Origin of the sequence: Pseudolactococcus piscium, from assembly GCF_002441695.1 — a bacterium.
Classification (GTDB): domain Bacteria; phylum Bacillota; class Bacilli; order Lactobacillales; family Streptococcaceae; genus Pseudolactococcus; species Pseudolactococcus piscium.
The window spans coordinates 68,542-86,815 of record NZ_JXJW01000012.1; the positions used below are offsets into that span (position 1 = coordinate 68,542).

22 protein-coding genes are annotated in these 18,274 nt (G+C 38.5%); 8 read left to right on the top strand and 14 right to left on the bottom strand.

The features are described from left to right. Positions 1-42 precede the first annotated feature (42 nt). The 4 genes from RU86_RS06915 (at position 43) to RU86_RS12070 (ending at position 2,987) form a co-directional block, all read left to right on the top strand. On the top strand, positions 43-507 hold the full coding sequence (locus RU86_RS06915; protein WP_096814680.1) for an 8-oxo-dGTP diphosphatase: 465 nt from the start codon (positions 43-45) through the stop codon (positions 505-507). Between the two features lie 152 nt (positions 508-659). Next, a complete protein-coding gene (locus tag RU86_RS06920) occupies positions 660-1,361 on the top strand; it encodes an XRE family transcriptional regulator (protein ID WP_096814681.1) in 702 nt (233 codons plus the stop codon). A gap of 13 nt (positions 1,362-1,374) precedes the next feature. Further along, complete coding sequence (locus RU86_RS06925; protein ID WP_096814682.1) at positions 1,375-2,820, top strand: Y-family DNA polymerase; 1,446 nt, start codon at positions 1,375-1,377, stop codon at positions 2,818-2,820. Beyond that, a complete protein-coding gene (locus RU86_RS12070; protein WP_179296236.1) occupies positions 2,817-2,987 on the top strand; it encodes a hypothetical protein in 171 nt (56 codons plus the stop codon). The genes RU86_RS06925 and RU86_RS12070 overlap by 4 nt, the downstream gene beginning before the upstream one ends. A 153-nt stretch (positions 2,988-3,140) precedes the next feature. On the opposite strand, the gene RU86_RS06930 is transcribed toward RU86_RS12070, so the two are convergent. The 4 genes from RU86_RS06930 to cls form a co-directional block, all read right to left on the bottom strand. Continuing rightward, on the bottom strand, positions 3,141-3,380 hold the full coding sequence (locus RU86_RS06930; RefSeq protein WP_047915429.1) for a KH domain-containing protein: 240 nt from the start codon (positions 3,378-3,380) through the stop codon (positions 3,141-3,143). Between the two features lie 184 nt (positions 3,381-3,564). Then, the gene (rpsP, locus tag RU86_RS06935; protein ID WP_079505938.1) at positions 3,565-3,843 is read right to left on the bottom strand and encodes a 30S ribosomal protein S16; all 279 of its coding nucleotides are present in this window, start codon (positions 3,841-3,843) and stop codon (positions 3,565-3,567) included. Between the two features lie 108 nt (positions 3,844-3,951). Next, a complete protein-coding gene (guaC, locus tag RU86_RS06940; protein WP_096814683.1) occupies positions 3,952-4,938 on the bottom strand; it encodes a GMP reductase in 987 nt (328 codons plus the stop codon). Positions 4,939-5,138: 200 nt separating this feature from the next. Next, on the bottom strand, positions 5,139-6,611 hold the full coding sequence (gene cls / locus RU86_RS06945; protein WP_096814684.1) for a cardiolipin synthase: 1,473 nt from the start codon (positions 6,609-6,611) through the stop codon (positions 5,139-5,141). Between the two features lie 176 nt (positions 6,612-6,787). Between cls and RU86_RS06950 the strand changes: the two genes are divergently transcribed. Beyond that, positions 6,788-7,456: a DUF6198 family protein gene (locus RU86_RS06950; protein WP_047915425.1), complete on the top strand. Its 669-nt coding sequence runs from the start codon at positions 6,788-6,790 to the stop codon at positions 7,454-7,456. 94 nt (positions 7,457-7,550) lie between these two features. Here the strand turns inward: RU86_RS06950 and RU86_RS06955 are convergent, their stop codons facing one another. The 6 genes from RU86_RS06955 to RU86_RS06980 form a co-directional block, all read right to left on the bottom strand. Next, a complete protein-coding gene (locus RU86_RS06955; RefSeq protein WP_096814685.1) occupies positions 7,551-8,066 on the bottom strand; it encodes a P-loop NTPase family protein in 516 nt (171 codons plus the stop codon). Between the two features lie 78 nt (positions 8,067-8,144). After that, complete coding sequence (gene purN, locus RU86_RS06960; protein WP_096814686.1) at positions 8,145-8,690, bottom strand: phosphoribosylglycinamide formyltransferase; 546 nt, start codon at positions 8,688-8,690, stop codon at positions 8,145-8,147. Continuing rightward, positions 8,687-9,709, bottom strand: a complete 1,023-nt coding sequence (purM, locus tag RU86_RS06965) for a phosphoribosylformylglycinamidine cyclo-ligase (RefSeq protein WP_096814687.1) — start codon at positions 9,707-9,709, stop codon at positions 8,687-8,689. Before purM ends, purN begins: the two co-directional genes overlap by 4 nt. A gap of 130 nt (positions 9,710-9,839) precedes the next feature. Beyond that, positions 9,840-10,220 (bottom strand): YwiB family protein, encoded by a 381-nt coding sequence (locus tag RU86_RS06970; protein ID WP_096814688.1) that lies wholly within the window; start codon positions 10,218-10,220, stop codon positions 9,840-9,842. Further along, positions 10,221-11,177 (bottom strand): alpha-ketoacid dehydrogenase subunit beta, encoded by a 957-nt coding sequence (locus tag RU86_RS06975; protein ID WP_096814689.1) that lies wholly within the window; start codon positions 11,175-11,177, stop codon positions 10,221-10,223. After that, positions 11,170-12,123: a thiamine pyrophosphate-dependent dehydrogenase E1 component subunit alpha gene (locus tag RU86_RS06980; RefSeq protein WP_096814690.1), complete on the bottom strand. Its 954-nt coding sequence runs from the start codon at positions 12,121-12,123 to the stop codon at positions 11,170-11,172. Before RU86_RS06980 ends, RU86_RS06975 begins: the two co-directional genes overlap by 8 nt. A gap of 249 nt (positions 12,124-12,372) precedes the next feature. On the opposite strand from RU86_RS06980, the gene RU86_RS06985 reads away from it, so the two are divergent. From RU86_RS06985 to RU86_RS06995, 3 genes are all read left to right on the top strand, one after another. Then, positions 12,373-13,701 (top strand): HD domain-containing protein, encoded by a 1,329-nt coding sequence (locus RU86_RS06985; RefSeq protein ID WP_096814691.1) that lies wholly within the window; start codon positions 12,373-12,375, stop codon positions 13,699-13,701. Between the two features lie 82 nt (positions 13,702-13,783). Beyond that, positions 13,784-14,596, top strand: a complete 813-nt coding sequence (gene yidA, locus RU86_RS06990) for a sugar-phosphatase (protein ID WP_096814692.1) — start codon at positions 13,784-13,786, stop codon at positions 14,594-14,596. An 18-nt stretch (positions 14,597-14,614) separates the two neighbouring features. Then, on the top strand, positions 14,615-15,187 hold the full coding sequence (locus RU86_RS06995; RefSeq protein ID WP_096814693.1) for a TetR/AcrR family transcriptional regulator: 573 nt from the start codon (positions 14,615-14,617) through the stop codon (positions 15,185-15,187). Between the two features lie 765 nt (positions 15,188-15,952). On the opposite strand, the gene RU86_RS07000 is transcribed toward RU86_RS06995, so the two are convergent. The 4 genes from RU86_RS07000 to RU86_RS12075 all read right to left on the bottom strand — a co-directional run. After that, on the bottom strand, positions 15,953-16,213 hold the full coding sequence (locus tag RU86_RS07000; RefSeq protein WP_096814694.1) for a hypothetical protein: 261 nt from the start codon (positions 16,211-16,213) through the stop codon (positions 15,953-15,955). Positions 16,214-16,410: 197 nt separating this feature from the next. Then, positions 16,411-16,758: a DUF4176 domain-containing protein gene (locus RU86_RS07005; protein WP_096814695.1), complete on the bottom strand. Its 348-nt coding sequence runs from the start codon at positions 16,756-16,758 to the stop codon at positions 16,411-16,413. Next, positions 16,755-17,555, bottom strand: a complete 801-nt coding sequence (locus RU86_RS07010; RefSeq protein ID WP_096814696.1) for a hypothetical protein — start codon at positions 17,553-17,555, stop codon at positions 16,755-16,757. Before RU86_RS07010 ends, RU86_RS07005 begins: the two co-directional genes overlap by 4 nt. A 3-nt stretch (positions 17,556-17,558) precedes the next feature. Next, on the bottom strand, positions 17,559-18,274 hold a 716-nt coding region (locus RU86_RS12075; RefSeq protein WP_179296237.1), incomplete at its 5' end, for a hypothetical protein.

Here is an 18,274-nt window from a genome sequence, read left to right on the forward strand (position 1 = left end):
TTTGATGAGATGTTGATGGATCACTAACAAGAAGAGGAATTTATGGAAAAGATTATCAGTTTTGTCAATATCTGCGTCAAAAATGGCGATCATATCTTATTAATTAATCGACAGCACGATAACTTCAAGGGCTGGATTCCACCTGGTGGCAAAGTTATCTTTCCAGAAAGCTTTTTTGAGGCCGCCGTAAGGGAACTTGAAGAAGAAACAGGACTTGTCGCAACAAACTTAGTCTTAAAAGGCATTTCTGGCTTCACCAATGAGGGAGCTTATGAACGACACGTCTACTATGACTTCCTCTGCACAGCATTTTCTGGCTCACTGAAAGCATCTCGCGAAGGCATCCCAAAATGGTGGCCAATTAGTTCACTTGACACCTTGCCAATGCAAGCAGAAATTAGGCAGAGACTTCCCCTCTATTTTAGGGCAGGTAGTTTTGAAAGTATCAACTACTGGGATAATGACATCAAGGCAATCTCAAAAAACAGCACTAAGTTGTATGATTAATTTACGATACTGCCATAGCCGAAATAATGCTTCTAAAGGTAAAGCATTTATTTTTTCCTAATATTGATTTTATATCTTGACCAAATCTAAAAAAAAGATTAAACTAGTGGTAAGTTAAAAACTTACCACTCTTTTTATGGAAAGGACAACACATGAGCATCAGTAAAAATCTACGCGATTTACGCCGCATGCATGGCTTAAGTCAGGGAGATGTCGCTAGGCAGATAGGCGTGTCAAGACCTGCCTATGGCTTTTGGGAAAAGGGAACGACAAAGCCTAAGGCAGATAAGTTAACCAAGTTAGCTAGCTTATTTGATGTGACACTCTCGGCACTTACCAAAGATACAAAGGACGAGTTGATTGCCGTCTATGATCGCTTAACTGAGCTGCGACAAGAAAAGGTACTGTCTTATACGACCTTGCAAGAACAGGAGCAAATTCGTGATCTTGCGAGCAGCAAGATTAGACCACTTTTTCCAAACCAAGTCTATGAAAAGTTATCGGCAGGAACAGGATTCGGCTATTTTGACGATGGGGCCTACGACACGGTCTATTCTGACAAGCCTTATGACTATGATTTTGCATCCTGGGTATTTGGTGACTCCATGGAGCCTGAGTTTGAAAATGGATCTGTTGCCCTCATCAGAGATACCAGCTTTGACTATGATGGCGCTGTTTATGCCATCGAATGGGATGGACAAACCTATATCAAACATGTCTACAAGGAAGCTAGCGGTCTTCGTCTGGTCTCCTCAAACCCTAAATATAAGGATAAGTTTGCCCCATTTGATGAAGAACCGCGGATTATAGGGAAGATTATCGGTAACTTTGTACCGATAGACAAGGAAAGTTAAGCAGGCACGACCTATGATTACACCCGATTTTGATTACAGTAAAGAACAGCACCGAGCGATTGCTTTTATCGATATGAAATCTTTCTATGCTAGTGTTGAGTGTGTGGCACGCGGTCTTGATCCTTTAACCACCTCCTTGTGTGTCATGAGTCACGCTGCCAATTCTAGTGGTTTAATTCTAGCTAGTTCACCTACATTCAAACACGTATTTGGCAAAGCAAACGTCAGTCGAAGTCGTGATCTTCCCTTCTATATCACAACAAAAAAATTTAACTACCAAAGATATTATCAAACCGCGACTAGAGACTGGCTAGGCAAAGCAGCTGCTCCCGCTAAAGCACAGGTTGCCTTTATCGAATCCTGGGCAAAACACACGATTGTCACGCCACCTCGGATGTCCGCCTATATCGAGAAAAACATGGAAATCCAGCATATCATCCAGGACTTTGTTGCCTTGGATGAGATTTGTTGGTATTCGATTGATGAAGGCTTTGTTGATTTGACAAGTTCGCTTAACTACTTCTATCCAGATCCCACCCTACATCCGGCACAAAAACTTGACTTACTGTGCCGTGATATCCAGCAAGCAATCTTAGAAAAGACGGGGATTTATTCGACGATTGGTATGAGCATTGGCAATCCCTTACTGGCGAAACTAGCCTTGGATAATGCTGCAAAACTAGCACCAAATATGCGTGCGCTGTGGACCTATGCCAATATTGAAACGACGGTGTGGCAGATTCCAAATCTAACTGATTTTTGGGGGATTAATAGGAGAACGGAGAAGCGCTTGCATCGACTAGGGATTAGGTCTGTCTATGACTTGGCACATACGCATCCGGCTATTTTAAAAAAGGAGTTTGGTGTTTTGGGTGTCCAACTCTTCTGCCATGCCAACGGCATAGATGAATCAACTGTGTTTGAGCGGTATGAAGCTAAGGCTAAAACGATTAGTAACTCACAGACTTTACCACGAGACTACACCAACCAAAGAGAGATTGAGCTTGTCTTGGCCGAATTAGCCGAGCAGGTCGCCATCCGACTACGTCAGGCAAAGAAAAAAACAGGATTAGTTGCCTTATATGTCGGTTATGGCTTTTCTGATGCCACCCCGTCCATTCACGGCCAAATGAGTATTGAACCGACCAATAGCACAGAAACATTGACTCGATTCATACGCTCTATTTTTCGCGATAAGTACGAGGCTGGTGCCGTCAGACGAATTGCCATCTCTTATGGTCAACTTTGTGAGGATAATTTTGAACTCATTTCCTTATTTGAAACAGATAGCCTAGCTAAAAAACACGATACGATGCAGGATGTCATCGACGCTATTAGACAGAAGTATGGCTTTTTATCTCTGCAGAAGGCAACGATGTTGAGCGCAGGATCTAGAGCAATAGCGCGTAGTCAATTAGTCGGTGGACACTCAGCTGGTGGATTGGATGGCTTATCATGACAGCAGTAGACCGGTCCTACAGTCAGTTTGAGGAGATTCGCAACTATCAAGATCGCAGTATGATGAAATGGCAAGGCTTTTTCTTATCAGAGCACACGACCGAGATGAAGAAAGATAGCGTTGAAAAAAAATACTATCCCTATCTTGTCATGGGCATCCTGAAATAAGGATGCTTGCTGGAAAATGTACTTAAATAAGCACATCAAATAAAGGGATCATCATGGACTGATGACCCCTTTATTTTTTTGGATTAAATGCGATAACCAACAAAAAAACGATAAAGGCATGACTTCCCCCACCGTAGATGATTACATCTTTTTTTATTTATCAACCAGTAATCTGATTTTCTTACCTTCAACTGGGACAGAATAGACAAGCGTTCTGATCGCTTGGATAATTCTGCCTTGTTTGCCAATCACCCGACCCATATCTTGTTCAGCAACATGGAGGTGAAATTCAGTAAACTCCTCCCCCGCTACAACGTCAATTTTGACACTGTCAGGATCAGTCGTTAATGGTTTGACAATCGTTAATACCAACTCTTGTACATCTAAATCCATAGTTTTCTCTTTCATCTAGCATCAATAACCACCTTAGGCAAATCATATAAGAATCTCTATATACGACTAACCTTATATCAGATGGTACTTGATCGTAATAGGCAGGGGGGGGAGTTACAGCATACTTTAAGCTATGAAAAAAGCGACCAAAAGTAGTCGCTTCATCACAAATATAAGTACTTGCTTATTTTGAAGCGTATTTTGCTTCGTGGAATTTTTTCATAACGCCAGCTTTTGACAAAATGTTTTTAACAGTGTCAGAAGGTTGTGCGCCATTTCCAAGCCACTCAAGAACACGATCTTCTTTTAAAGTTACTTGATTTTCAAGCGTAACAAGTGGGTTGTATGTACCAACAGTTTCGATGAAACGGCCATCACGTGGTGCACGTGAATCAGCAACGTTAATACGGTAGAAAGGTTTTTTCTTAGAACCCATACGAGTCAAACGAATTTTTACAGACATGATAAATCTCTTTTCTTTTTTCTTTACACTTATTATTATAGCATATTGTTTTAGTCTGTCAAGTTTTTTTCTTGACACGTATAAAAATAAACAAAATTTGCTCGAAGACTAGATACTATCACCATTCCAAATCGAATTTTTAACGATGACGTAATCAACTTTTGTCAAGCTTTCTAGGTCACGACCGCCGGCATAAGAAATTGAACTTTGCAAATCTTGTGTGATTTCAGTCAAAGTATCTTGTAAATGGCCTTTATGGGGCACAAGAATTTTTTTGCCTTCAACATTTTTTTTCTCACCTTTTTGGTATTCAGATGCTGATCCAAAGTACTCTTTGTAAAGTTTACCATCTTTAGTGATGGTCTTACCAGGGCTTTCTTCATGTCCTGCAAAAAGTGACCCGATCATCACAAAACTTGCACCAAAGCGAATTGATTTCGCAATATCACCATGTGTCCGAATACCACCATCAGCAATAATCGGTTTACGTGCTGCCTTAGCGCACCAGCGTAGGGCAGCCAACTGCCAACCACCTGTTCCAAAGCCAGTCTTTACTTTGGTGATACAGACTTTACCTGGTCCGATCCCTACTTTTGTTGCATCAGCGCCAGCGTTTTCAAGCTCACGAACACCTTCTGGTGTCCCAACATTACCTGCAATGACAAACGTTTCTGGAATTGCCTCTTTAATGTATTTAATCATACGGATAACACTATCAGAATGACCATGTGCGATATCAATCGTGATAAATTCAGGGATAGCATCTTGTGCTTTCAACTCATCGATAAAGGCATATTCATAGTCTTTTACGCCAACTGAGATAGAGGCAATCAGGCCTTGCGCTTGCATTTTTTTAATGAATGGTAGACGCGCTGCTTCGTCAAAACGATGCATGACATAAAAATAACCATTTTTAGCCAAATATTCAGCAATCGGTTCATCGATAATCGTTTGCATATTCGCTGGCACGACGGGTAATTTAAAGGTATGTGCACCAAGTTTAACTGATGTATCAGCCTCACTTCTACTATTGATAATACACTTGTTAGGGACAAGTTGGATATCTTCATAATCAAAAACTGGTAAATTATTCATTTTTTCTCCAAATTAGGTTAGTATTGGCAGCTACCGACCAAATTTATCCATATTTCTGATAAACTTCGCTATTGTGACAGAACTCATTTTAGGCTTCTTCTGCGTGTCACAACTTCCATCTATTATTATAAAGCACCTTGACGACTAACGCCAAGGTGCTTGCTCATTTTAGAGTAAGATTCGTACTAATTGTTCGGATTTTACAGCATCGGCCCAATTAATCTTGCAATACCTTCTTTAAACTTAATGACTGCCGAACGTTGTGCATAGCGCTCCAGCGTTAATTGCTGACTCACTTTGACATCATCTAAGAAGTTCTTTCGGAGTTGCTGTGCAAATTCACGATCATAGATGACCATATTACCCTCGAAATCAAGCATGAAACTCCGATAGTCAAAGTTGGCCGAGCCTACAGAGGCAAAACTACCATCGACGATAATTGTTTTAGCATGTACAAACCCCATTTCATAAGTATAAACCTCAGCACCATAGGCGACTAAACTGCCACTATAATAGTAAGTTGCCCAATAAACAAAGGGATGATCTGGCTTATTTGGAATCAGTAATTTGACCTTGACACCACTAAGCAGTGCAAGTTTCAAGGCCTCATGAATGGCATCATCTGGGATATAATAGGGCGTTTGAATGATGATTTCATCCTCAGCACCATTAATCATTTTCAAATAGGTCATCTTAATCTGTTCACGTTTACTATCTGGACCACTTGTGACAAACTGAGCTGTCAGATTACCAGATGCTTTGGTCTCAGGAAAATAACACCTGGACTCTGTAATTTCATGTTGATGCTGGCTATTCCAATCCATGATGAAGCGATTTTGAAGCGAATAAACCACATCTCCTGTCACACGCAAATGATTGTCACGCCAATAGCCAAATTTTTTGGTTATCGACACATATTCATCCCCAATGTTAAACCCACCGGTATAGCCAATTTGGCCATCGATGACAACAATTTTTCGGTGCAAGCGGTAGTTTGTTCTAGGATTGATCAAAGGCAGAATAAGCGGAAAGAAATAAACAACTTCTCCACCAGCTGCAATAAGGTCTTTAAAATGGCGATGTTTGGTCCCATTTGATCCCCATGAGTCGATCAAAACACGCACCTCAACGCCACGTTTTCTGGCTGCAATCAAGGCAGCCGTTACTTCCTTACCGATATTATCCATCCTGAAAATATAGTATTCCACATGAATATGGTGGCTTGCTTTTGCAATATCCGCAATTAAGGCGTCAAACTTTTCTCGCCCATCTGTAAATAAGCTAACCCCAGTATTCATGGAAACTAGTGATTCTTCTGAGATAAATAGCATATGTAGTAACTGGCCAATCACATGATTGTCTGTGATCTTGGTTAAAAATTTATCCTCGGAATAGGCCTTTTTAGCACGTTCAATTTCTGCTTTGAACCCATGTTTAAGCTGTGACTTCAACTCAAAAATTCGATAATCAGAGATGCCCCGACCAATTAAGATATATAAAATAAAGCCAAATATTGGTAGGACATTCACCACAAATAGCCACGACCATGTGGATGACGTGCTTTTTCGCTCCCTAAAAATAATCACTAGCGATAGCATGATATTAATAAAGAAAATAACGGTGCTAACATGTGTTCTAATAAATGTCAAAATAGTCTCTAAAATACTAATCATTCTTCAATTCTAGCATATTGTCACTAAAAATGAGTGAAAAAAATAGGAAAAAGAAATTGACACGATTACTCATCATGTTATTATCATAACAACAGCTACCTATCATTCTTTAAGTCATGATCCATTATTTTTTACCTAAGTCTATCATTTAGCACAAAGTATAGTACAATAGAGGTATGTTAGAAACACAAAACGGGCTTCGAAAGCCAACAATTTATGAGAGTTTTTTTTATTTTACGCTCTCCCTACTGATAAATGCCATTGGGAATGGACTGACTGTAGCAACAAATATGGGCTCTAGCATGTGGACCGCATCTGCTGCAAATATCGCTTATGACTTTAATTTTTCGATTTCCTGGGTACTCATTCTTTATGGTGGCTCACAGATTTTTATCAATATATTACTGACTAGAAAAATTGATTTACCCCGTATTGCTGGCAATATCATCTTTATTAGCTTCTTTGGCCCATTTGTTGGGATATTCAAGCAGCTCTTTCTGGATTTAGGGTTTGCTAGTCTGTCCTTACCAGCTAAAATTTTCTTTGATATTATTGGTATTTGCTTCGTCGCAATTGCGATTTCTATCTATCAACGGCTAAACTTGATTTTACATCCAGGTGATGAAATGACAAATATCTTGAGATTCCAATATTTTAAGGGCAATGCGAATCTTGCCCAATGGACTAACTTTTCAATTCCTGTCATCGTTATCATCTGCTTAAGTCTCATCTTTAAACAGATTGTCGCAGTCAACGTCGGAACAGCTGTCGCGCTCTTTTTCCAAGGGGCGTTAATTAATTATGCTGACCAACTCATCTTTCCTAAATTAAAGCATCGCTTATAAGCCAGTTTCCTTGGTTAACAGTCATCAAAAAAATCTTGATCAGATGGTCAAGATTTTTTTGATTGGTAAATTCAGACACAACTACTCCTTATAGTTAGGATAAAAAACGTATCACGTCTTGTTTATTTTTTAGGATAATCAGTTCGGTATTTGCTGAGCGCTGATTAACTGCAGTCAAAATCTTGGGGCGTTCTTTGCGATTAAAAGAGCCTACAAAATATAAGAAAGCGACATAATCTCGACTAAATAGGCGCTCTTCAAAATGCACTGCCATATCAGGTCGTGTACTTTTATCTCTACGAAACCGAAGAGAACGCCTAAAGACACGCATCACACAAAGCCAAGCAGGAAAATCTAGCCAAATGATCGTGTCGGCCTCAGCCACACGTTCTGGGAGACTGCTAGCATAATTACCATCTATTACCCACGTTTCTTTTGACAGTATCTTTTTTTGTTCTGCTAGAAACAGGGAACGATCTAGCATTTCTCCTTTTGGTAGATGAAAGATGTGGTCCAGATGGTATAGGGGTAAATTCAAGTTCTGACTTACCTGTCTGGATAAGACAGATTTACCTGCACCTGAAATACCGATCACGATTATTTTTTTCATATCTTATATCATACACTAATCTCTTTAAATAAACTTGAATAGATCAAAAAAAGCCCTTAGGCTTTTTTGAGAAGTCAATCAATTACGCAATACCCTTGATAGGACCTGAGGATAGAGCAGATATTCCATCTCATGAATTCTTGCTTCAAATGTTTCAAGTGTATCATCAGACAAAATCGGTACACGTTCCTGGACAATGATTTCCCCTGTATCGACACCCGCATCGACATAATGGATGGTAACACCACTTTGTGATACGCCAGCATCAAAGGCATCGTCGATACCATGTGCACCTGGAAATTCAGGCAGGTAAGCAGGGTGAATATTGATGATACGCCCCTCATAAGCGGCAAGTAAGGTCGGACTGACGATTTTCATATAGCCCGCCAGTACAACCAAATCTATCTCAAATTCTGCTAAAAGTGCTAAAATGGCTGATTCATAGGCGACTTTATCCGCAAATTCTTTTAGTTCAAATGTCACATGCTCAATGCCTAGCAGGTCGGCGCGTTCAAGCACACCCGCCTGTCGTTTATCGGAAAATAAGAGGGCAACTGGTATCTCATTTTTAACTAGATTCTCAAAATTCGTTCCAGAACCACTAGCAAAAACCGCTATCTTCATTTGATAATGACCGCTTCAGTCTGACGCGTAACGATTTGACCAATTTCAAAGCATTGATCATGAAGCAGTGCCTTAGCTTGTGCGACATGCTCTGGTGAAATGGCAAGTACCATACCAAGACCCATATTGAAAATCTCAAACATTTCCTCATGCTTGAGGTTACCCGTTTTCTCTAGTAGCTCAAAAATCGGTAGGATATCCCATGTCCCCTCTGTAATTTCTGCAGCTAAGGCATCACCAAACATACGTGGAATGTTTTCTATGAATCCACCACCTGTAATATGTGAAATACCATTGATCACGCCTACTTTTACCAAAGGTAATAGTGCTTCAACATAAATTTTTGTTGGTGTTAGCAGGTTATCTATCAAAACTTGCCCATCAAGTTCAGGCATTTTCGCAGTTAAATCTGTTTCAGCAAAGACCTTACGAACAAGTGAAAACCCATTTGAATGAATACCAGAAGAGGCCAGGCCTAGTAAGATGTCACCAGCTGCAATTTTTTCTCCAGTGATGATCTCTGATTTTTCAGCAACACCAACAGCAAAGCCAGCCAAGTCATAGTCATCTTCACCGTACATACCAGGCATTTCAGCAGTTTCGCCACCTACAAGGGCAGCATTAGCTTGTACACAACCTTCGGCAACACCCGCAACAACTTGCTCTAGTTTTTCAGGAATATTCTTACCTGTTGCAATATAGTCAAGGAAATAGAGAGGCTCAGCGCCAGCCGCGATAATGTCATTCACACACATCGCCACACAGTCTATCCCAATCGTGTCATGCTTATCAGCTTCAATCGCAAGTAGGAGTTTTGTGCCAACACCGTCTGTACCAGAGACTAAAACGGGTTCTTTTACTCCTGTCGTTGTGAGATCAAACATCCCACCAAAGCCACCTAAGGCACCCATGACCCCAAGACGTTCAGTTCGTTTAACGTGTTTTTTGATACGTTCAACAACTTCATAACCAGCTTCAACATCAACTCCAGCTTGCGCATAAGCATTTTTTTCAGACACTCTTGATTCCAACTTTCTTTTGTTTAAGGCCACTTAATAATAGCCTTTTTTAATAGTATAGGCTTATTTTCATCAAAAAAAGCAAAAAACCTATCATTTCTGATAGATTTAATGGGTAATGTTCGGTTTTTTAGTCTGAGAAACGGACTTCAAGGGCATACTGAGCGATTTGGGTCGCACCTTGACAAAACTGGTACTCTGTTTTAAAGCCATCAGACAAAGCCTCATGTGAGTTTGTTGTCACATCAAATACTTGCTGACCGACAGGTGTTGCGATTGCTGTCCTTGTCGCCACTTTTGGATGCAATTTGATAATCGTACTTGGACTAGAAAATCTGGTAATCGTCAACATCTCATCATCGTATTTCATGACGACTTTTTCAGATAATTCATTTTGGTAAACTAAAAAATGACTGTCATTTTTCTGATGGTAGTCACCAGAGACAACTTCTCGAATGACTTCCGTCTGCTCATCAATTTTGATAAGATTATGAATGGTAATTTGTGTCATTTAGTCATCCCTCAATAATGTGTCGATTGCTTCTGAAATCTCAATTTCAGTCGGTACCTGCCCTAATTCAACAGATTTGGCAGCAGAGATAGGCATAAATTTCCCACCTAATCGCTTAATTTTGCCACTGAATCCTGCTTCAATCAGTTGCGCTAAAATTTCTGCTGAAATACCAGATTGCTTAGTTGCTTCTGTCAGAATTAAAACACGGCCAGTTTTCTTAGCAGATGATGCTAATGTATCAATATCCAAGGGTGAAATCGTAATTGGGTCGACGATTTCTATGGAGCAACTCGCTTTTTCAACGACTGTCTTTGCCACTTCTACCATCCTACCGACGGCAATGATGGTCAGATCATCTCCCGATACGACCGTTTTTGCTTGTCCTAGAGGCACTTCATATAACTCATCTGGTACATGTGCCGAAGTTTTATACAATGATTTTGGTTCAAAAATGAGAACAGGATTATTATTTCTCACTGCTGAAACCAGGATACCTTTAGCATCATAAGCATTAGCAGGCATGGCAACAATCAGACCAGGCACATGTGAGAACCAGTTTTCAAAGCTCTGAGAGTGTTGCGCACTAGCACCTGTTCCAGATCCACTTGCCGCACGTATCACCATGGGCACAGACTGTTCACCATTTGATAGGAAATGAATTTTAGCTGCTTCATTAACGATTTGATCGACGGCAACCGTCAAGAAATCAGAAAATTGGATTTCTAGAATCGGTCTTTTTCCTAAAAGCGCTGATCCAGTTGCAACACCGGTAATGGCTGCCTCTGAAATCGGCGTGTCTAAAACGCGATCAGGAAAATCAGCAACCAATCCTTTTGTGACACCAAATCCGCCGCCATAAGTCCCAACATCCTCTCCTAGAATATAGGCTTCAGGTATGGTCGTCAATAGTTGACGTAAGCCTTCATTTAGTGCCTGTAAATAGGTTTTATTCACTATAAACCGCCTTCCAAATGTCTACTGGACTGATGGTATCTGCATCTGATAAGGCCTGCTCGGCTTCAGATGCTAATTTTTGATAGGTTTTTTCATCAATCAAGGCAATCTCTTCTGCTGAAATATCGTAATCAGCGATCAAGGTTTCTCGTAATTTTTTGATTGGATCTTCCCAGTTGAAAAATTCATCTGGTGTTCTGTATTGCTCAATGTCTGAGCGAGAGTGGCCCTTAAAGCGATAAGTCACCGCCTCTATTAAAACAGGGCCTTTTTTGACTGCATCTTGTGCTTGTAAAAATGTCTCATGTACAGCAAAGACATCCTGTCCATCGACCTTAAAGGTCGCCATATTATAATTTTTAGCACGCTCAGAAATACTGCCTGCAATCATGACTGAGGCATCACTCGACATTGCGTATTGATTGTTCTCAACGACAAAGATGATGGGTAACTCCCAAATACTTGCCAAGTTTAAACTCTCATGAAAGGTACCTTCATTTGTCGAGCCATCTCCTGAAAAGCAGACCACAATATTGTCTGAATGATCCATCTTCAAGGCCTGTCCTAGGCCAAGTGCGACAGGATAATTGCCGCCAACAATCCCATTCCCACCAAAATTACCAACTGTGATATCACTGATATGCATAGAGCCACCATGACCACCATTTGTCCCTGTTTGCTTACCAAAAATTTCTGCAAACATGGGATAAGTCTCAGTCCCTTTAGCAATGGCATGCCCGTGGTTGCGGTGTGTCGACAGGATTAAATCTGATGGCACGAGCAAATCACAAATCGCTGTTGCAATCGCTTCTTGTCCATTATATAGATGTGTCGTGCCATAGAGATGACCCGCACGATTTTTATCATCAATTATATTTTCAAATTGTCGAATGCGAATCATCATTTCATACCAACTCAGTGCACGACGCTTATTTATTTTTTGCATAATACCTTCCCTTATTTTTTTGTCAAAACTTGCTATATAATTCTCTAACACTAGCAAGTTCCAAAAGAACACATGTAAATCTATTATACGCTATTTTGGAGAAAATTTCGTGACAATCAGATTAAAACTTTTCTTAAATTTATTTGGTATAACTCAATATTTTTTCAAATTTAGCATATCCTAATCTTGTGCTACTTTTAGCAAATTAAGGTATAATATAGATACTTGCAGTCCATTAGAAAGGGTAGTATGCCTCATAAGAAATTAGAAAAAGTTTTTCGTGACCCAGTCCATAATTATATTGCCGTTAGTAACCAGGTCATTTATGATCTAATTGGTACTTCAGAGTTTCAAAGATTACGTCGTATCAAACAACTCGGCACATCCAGCTATACCTTTCATGGTGCCGAACATAGTCGTTTTGCACACTGTCTAGGTGTTTATCATATCGCCAAACAAATCACAGATATGTTTACCAAAAACTATCCAGACGTTTGGAACTCAGAAGAAAATCTGGTCACCCAATGTGCTGCCCTACTTCATGATGTTGGTCATGGTGCCTTCTCCCATACTTTTGAAGGCATATTTGATACAGACCATGAAGCCATTACCGTTAGTATCATTACTAGCCCAGAAACTGAGGTCAATGCTGTTTTACGTAAAGTAGCACCTGATTTCCCTGAAAAAGTGGCAAGTGTCATCACCCATCAATATGCCAATCAGCAAGTTGTCCAGCTCATCTCGAGTCAAATAGATGCTGACCGTATGGACTATCTCTTACGTGATTCTTACTATACAGGTGCGACCTATGGTGAATTTGATCTGACGCGTATTATGCGCGTCATCACACCTGTCGAAAACGGCATTGCCTTTAAAATCCAAGGCATGCATGCTGTTGAAGATTATATCGTTAGTCGCTTTCAAATGTACATGCAAGTTTATTTCCACCCGGCTAGTCGTGCCATGGAAGTGTTGCTGCATCAACTTTTGAAACGAGCTAAAGTACTCTATCCGACACAAAAAACGTATTTCGATACGACCAGTCCACGTCTAGTCCCTTTTTTTGAAAAGCACTTTACTTTGTCTGATTATTTACACCTTGATGATGGTGTCATGACGACCTATTTTCAAAATTGGCAAACACATCCTGATCCGATTTTATCTGATTTGAGTAAGGCTTTCGTCAATCGTAAATTATCGAAATCGATCAAGTACGATCATGCAGATGAACAAGATTTGGACATACTTCGTGACATTATTGAAAAAATCGGCTTTGATAAGACGTATTATACAGCCGTCCATTCAAATTTTGATTTACCCTACGATCTCTACCGTCCAGAAATCAAGTCACCTAGGACACAGATAGAAATTATGCAAAAGGATGGAACCTTAACTGAGCTATCTGAGTTGTCTAGCTTAGTAAAATCTTTAACAGGGACGACTCACGGTGATAGTCGCTTCTACTTTCCAAGAGAAATCCTTAATCCAGATACACTTTTCAAAGCAGAACAAGAAGCATTTACCAGCTATATCAAAAATGACCACTTTTTAGGAAAGAAAGGAATTGAGTCTAAATAATAAATACAGCTAAATAGACTGACTTATTTTTTAATAGGCCAGTTTATGTAACTTATCCCCTATTTAACTCATCATACATCATATGTCTATTAAACTTGTTGCCATCGATATCGATGGTACTCTTGTCAACAATAACCGAGAAATTACCCCTCAAGTCTTTGAGGCAATCCAACAAGCTAAAGCTGCTGGCGTCAAAATTGTGATCGCCACTGGACGCCCACTGCTCGGTGTTAAAACGATACTAACAGAGTTAAACCTGCTAGATGAAGGTGACTATGTCATTACCTATAATGGGGCACTAGTCCAAGCGACCGCAACTGGGGAAGCATTTATTGATGAACCCTTAACTTATGATGACTACCTCGATATTGAGATGGAAAGTCGTCGCCTTGATACACCGTTGCACTCAATCACCATGTCAGCAGTCTATACACATAATCGAAATATTAGTAAGTATTCTGTAAACGAAGCTTATATTACTGGCCTGCCTTTAAAATATCGGACAGCCGAAGAGATGAACAAACATGAGTTAGTCAAGATGATGTATATTGATGAACCAGAAAAACTTGACCAAACGATTCAAAAACTCCCAAAACGATTCTGGGAGCGCTATAATATTGTCAAATCAACACCATTCTACCTGGAAATATTAAATAAAAATGCTAGTAAAGGTTTAGCTGTACAACATCTGGCAAATAAGCTAGGTATTTCATATGATGAAACGATGGCTATCGGTGATGAAGAAAATGACCGTTCCATGTTAGAAGCGGTTGGTAATCCGGTAGTGATGGAAAATGGTAATCCAGAACTTAAAAAAATTGCTAAATATATTACCAAATCTAACGAGGCCTCTGGTGTAGCACATGCTATCAATGAGTGGGTACTCAATAATTAAACTTCCTGGAGGAAAACAATGGCACGAAAAAAAGTCATTACAAAAGATATATTACTTGATTATGGGCTGCAATACTTAAAAGCCTATGGCTTTGACTCTTTCACAGCCCGAGATGTTGCCAATAAATTTGGCATTTCAACGCAACCAATCTATAGTGAATACCGTAATATGACCGAATATAGAAGGGAAGTCCTTAAACATGCCTTCTATTATATGTTTGATACCAAATTAAGTGAGACCTATGCAGCAGATCCACTCATTTCATTTCCCATTGCTTTCGTTCGGTTTTCAGAAGAAAATCCAAATCTCTATCATGCCTTATTTATCAAAGGATTTGCTTATAAAAAAGTCATGTATGACTACTCTTTAGCCCATTACAAAAAATTAGTTGCAACCGCCGCTAACTATCAGTATTTAACTGAACAACAAGTAGAAAACCTGCACTTACGTACTTGGATTGCTGTTAATGGTACGGCTGCTTCAAGTATTTCAGAGATATGTCACTTTGATGAAGACTATCTACAGTTTATATTTGAGGAAATTATCACCAATATGCTGAAAGATCCTAATGCCACACCTAGCAGACCCTGAAATTATTCAAGATAATGCCTGATTACAAAAACATATCATAAAAAAGCCCCCAAAAGGGACTTTCAAATAAAGACACTTTGTCAAATCATGTGAGAAATATGAAAGCTATATAAGCAAGTACTTCGGTGCTTGCTTTTTTAGTTTGTTAAAACAGTATTCATAGTACCTAAACTTGCACCAACTGGACCACCATACTCTGCTCCTTCTATAGTGCCAGCACTATAAAAGAATAAATTAAGGCCCCGTATAGCGCTTTACTCTCATTACCATAATCCGGACTATCCGGATTCGTATACTCTTCATATGAATAGCTAGTAATAGCAAGGACATCCACTGTGTAACCTAACGTCTTCCCAAAACCTTTATTTCCTTTTAAAAATGTCTTCACCTTATCAAGTTTTTTAAACATCTTTAACCCAATTTTACTGCCATCAATAATTTTAGCACCTACACTAGATTTAGAAAGTACGCTAGTGACATAGCCAAGTGGGGCTAAAACATCCCATCCTTTAGTAGATAATTTGTTTAACGCCCCATAACTATTTCCCTGAGCATTGATAGATAATTTACTAACATAATATGAAAACTTAGGATTATTGACTAATTTCGTAACATATTTTTTCGGTAAACCATCCCTGTTTTCCCTAGTAGTAAAATGACTACTAATTAACTTATTTAACTCTTTTTAAACTGATCACAATCTCTTAAATATAACTTTTCTCTCATTTAACCTAAAAATAAGTCTTCTAACAAGTATAACTCGATTTATTTCAAATACTTTCTTGAATATTTCTGATAATCTGGTTGATTATTTTTATTTAGCACATAGACCATCTTACCTTTCAATGCATCTTCATTATCAGATACGACAAGCAGTGCAATTCGCTTATCTTTATCAGGAAAAGCGACTGAAAATGACGTATTGTTTTTTGTACTGAACCCATAATAATAAATTTTCCGATTATCTCTAATGATATTATCTTTTGATTGATAACGATAGCCTGATAAATATTGATTGTTACTCACGATATGACCATCAATAACTAGTTTCTTTTTGCTTATCTTGATGATTGTATTTTTGCCATTTGCATCCTGGGCTTACCATGTGCCAATAATATCACTTGCACTATGACCAAAGAAATAATTGCAGATAGTCATAACAAGACTGAATAACAGTGCACAAAAAATAGCGATTAAAACGGGTTTTATATTAGTCCATTTCATCAAAATCCAAATACCTCTGATCTTGTCTTCTGATGATCATCAACAGTTGTGATCTTTAATTTTTTATACTGCATAGTTGCTAATAAGTCCTCATACTGATTCGCAAACTCTTGAAACTTCACATCTATATACCCTAGGTAAATGATTTTAGCAACATCTTCTGAGTTGAAAAAAATCATCTCTTGACTAGACACGCCGATAGGAAGCGTTGCTGCACCAAATTCAAAATAGCCCTGTTGACCATTGATCTCAGTTACTGGCATCTGACTGATAATGACAAATTCCTGATCACTATCGGTTACTTTTACGACACTACCAACTGGTAATGGGGGGTGTATCTCACTCATTTATGATCCTCCAAGTATTGTTTAGACTCTCTTACAAAGAATAAATCTGAGCTCTCTTTTGAAATCGCTTCGAAATATGCTTTTGCTTGATCTGTATTACCTTTCAATTGCTCATTTAAAGCTTGAAAATAAGTGTGTTCCAACAGTAATAAATTCATTGAAATAGAAGGTCTATAACTATTTATTTCATCGTTATACTGCTTGTCATTAACAATATTGCCAATCAAATTACAATACTTAATTTTATTTCTATATTGTTCAAGTTGTTTTTTATTTATATTTTTATGGGATGTTAATCGAGAATACGATTTCTCTATCAATTCTGCATCTCTCAACATTAAAGATGACTTATAAATATAAAGTCTAATTTCAAAAAGCAATGACTGACTCCTATCAAAATATTTAGTGTTTATCTTTTCTCCAATACTAATCGTTTTCTCAAATTCTCCTCTAAAATAGGAAAATTTTAGCAGTGCATAATAATATAACGTTTTAGCAGACTCTTTTTTCTTTTTTTCTAGAATATATTTATAAAATCCCAACCACTTATTTAGATCTTTTTCCTGATAAAAAATATAACTTAATGCTCTATTTTTTATTAAATTATAATAAAAAATGAAAAGAATCGATGTGACTAAAAAGCAAACATATATTAATAACATTAAAGAACTGGGACTCGTTATGTACAATACTAAAGGTACTATAATCATAACAATGAAAATACCATATACAATTTTTTGTAATAGATATATCTGCTTAATTGATAATTTTGCAATCAATGTAATAACACGGTTCATAAGTTACCCTCCTGATGTACTTCTAATTAATTCTCCGCCTGTTCCTATCATCCCCCAACCAACTGGTGTTTCTGAGAAAGCTATACCCGCTACTATAAATCCTGCACCTACAACTACTGTAGCACCTATAGCGATTTGTTTCCCTTTAAGATACTTTTTACCAACCTCAACACTTGTAGCAGTCTTGAAATCATCTGAAACTTTGCTTGTTGTATTTTTACTATACAGAGAAATTAACCCATTGGCCCAATCTGCACTAGTCGCAAAGCCATAGTCTGTTCTATTGTTACCATTTGCTGCACCAGCGGATACATTTAATCCTTTAGTGCCGATACTAGTAGACGTCCCTAGCTTAGTATCACCAAACTTGATTTCGCTACTACCTGACAAGGTCAAATCATAAAAATCAAGGTCAAAATTAAGTATCCCTAAATCAATGGCAAGTCCAGAGAACATGCCCTTCGTAAAATTGCCTTTAATTACCCCTTTACCTTCCTTGACAAACTTTGTACTTGTTTTGACATATGTTGAACCATAATCTTTTTTATTTGGTGTTTCAAATGAAATTTCATTCTTGCCAAACAAATTTTTGATAGCATCAAATGAATTAGATATAATATGTCCCTTAGGTAACGTTTTTTCAGGCTTCTCTTTTGAACTTTTAGCTTTCTGAATTTGACTAAACCAACTCTCATCCATCCCCTTAGGAAACTGATAGC

Bases quoted from the DNA above. Each gene is read 5' to 3' on its own strand.
- rpsP (WP_079505938.1), bottom strand. From the start codon at position 3,843: ATGTCTGTAAAAATTCGTTTGACTCGTATGGGTTCTAAGAAAAAACCT.
- RU86_RS06925 (WP_096814682.1), top strand. From the start codon at position 1,375: ATGATTACACCCGATTTTGATTACAGTAAAGAACAGCACCGAGCGATT.
- RU86_RS06950 (WP_047915425.1), top strand. From the start codon at position 6,788: ATGTTAGAAACACAAAACGGGCTTCGAAAGCCAACAATTTATGAGAGT.
- yidA (WP_096814692.1), top strand. From the start codon at position 13,784: ATGTCTATTAAACTTGTTGCCATCGATATCGATGGTACTCTTGTCAAC.
- purN (WP_096814686.1), bottom strand. From the start codon at position 8,690: ATGAAGATAGCGGTTTTTGCTAGTGGTTCTGGAACGAATTTTGAGAAT.
- RU86_RS06970 (WP_096814688.1), bottom strand. From the start codon at position 10,220: ATGACACAAATTACCATTCATAATCTTATCAAAATTGATGAGCAGACG.
- RU86_RS06955 (WP_096814685.1), bottom strand. From the start codon at position 8,066: ATGAAAAAAATAATCGTGATCGGTATTTCAGGTGCAGGTAAATCTGTC.
- cls (WP_096814684.1), bottom strand. From the start codon at position 6,611: ATGATTAGTATTTTAGAGACTATTTTGACATTTATTAGAACACATGTT.
- guaC (WP_096814683.1), bottom strand. From the start codon at position 4,938: ATGAATAATTTACCAGTTTTTGATTATGAAGATATCCAACTTGTCCCT.
- RU86_RS06915 (WP_096814680.1), top strand. From the start codon at position 43: ATGGAAAAGATTATCAGTTTTGTCAATATCTGCGTCAAAAATGGCGAT.
- RU86_RS06920 (WP_096814681.1), top strand. From the start codon at position 660: ATGAGCATCAGTAAAAATCTACGCGATTTACGCCGCATGCATGGCTTA.
- RU86_RS06930 (WP_047915429.1), bottom strand. From the start codon at position 3,380: ATGGATTTAGATGTACAAGAGTTGGTATTAACGATTGTCAAACCATTA.
- RU86_RS07005 (WP_096814695.1), bottom strand. From the start codon at position 16,758: ATGAGTGAGATACACCCCCCATTACCAGTTGGTAGTGTCGTAAAAGTA.
- RU86_RS07010 (WP_096814696.1), bottom strand. From the start codon at position 17,555: ATGAACCGTGTTATTACATTGATTGCAAAATTATCAATTAAGCAGATA.
- RU86_RS12070 (WP_179296236.1), top strand. From the start codon at position 2,817: ATGACAGCAGTAGACCGGTCCTACAGTCAGTTTGAGGAGATTCGCAAC.
- RU86_RS06985 (WP_096814691.1), top strand. From the start codon at position 12,373: ATGCCTCATAAGAAATTAGAAAAAGTTTTTCGTGACCCAGTCCATAAT.
- RU86_RS06980 (WP_096814690.1), bottom strand. From the start codon at position 12,123: ATGCAAAAAATAAATAAGCGTCGTGCACTGAGTTGGTATGAAATGATG.
- RU86_RS06995 (WP_096814693.1), top strand. From the start codon at position 14,615: ATGGCACGAAAAAAAGTCATTACAAAAGATATATTACTTGATTATGGG.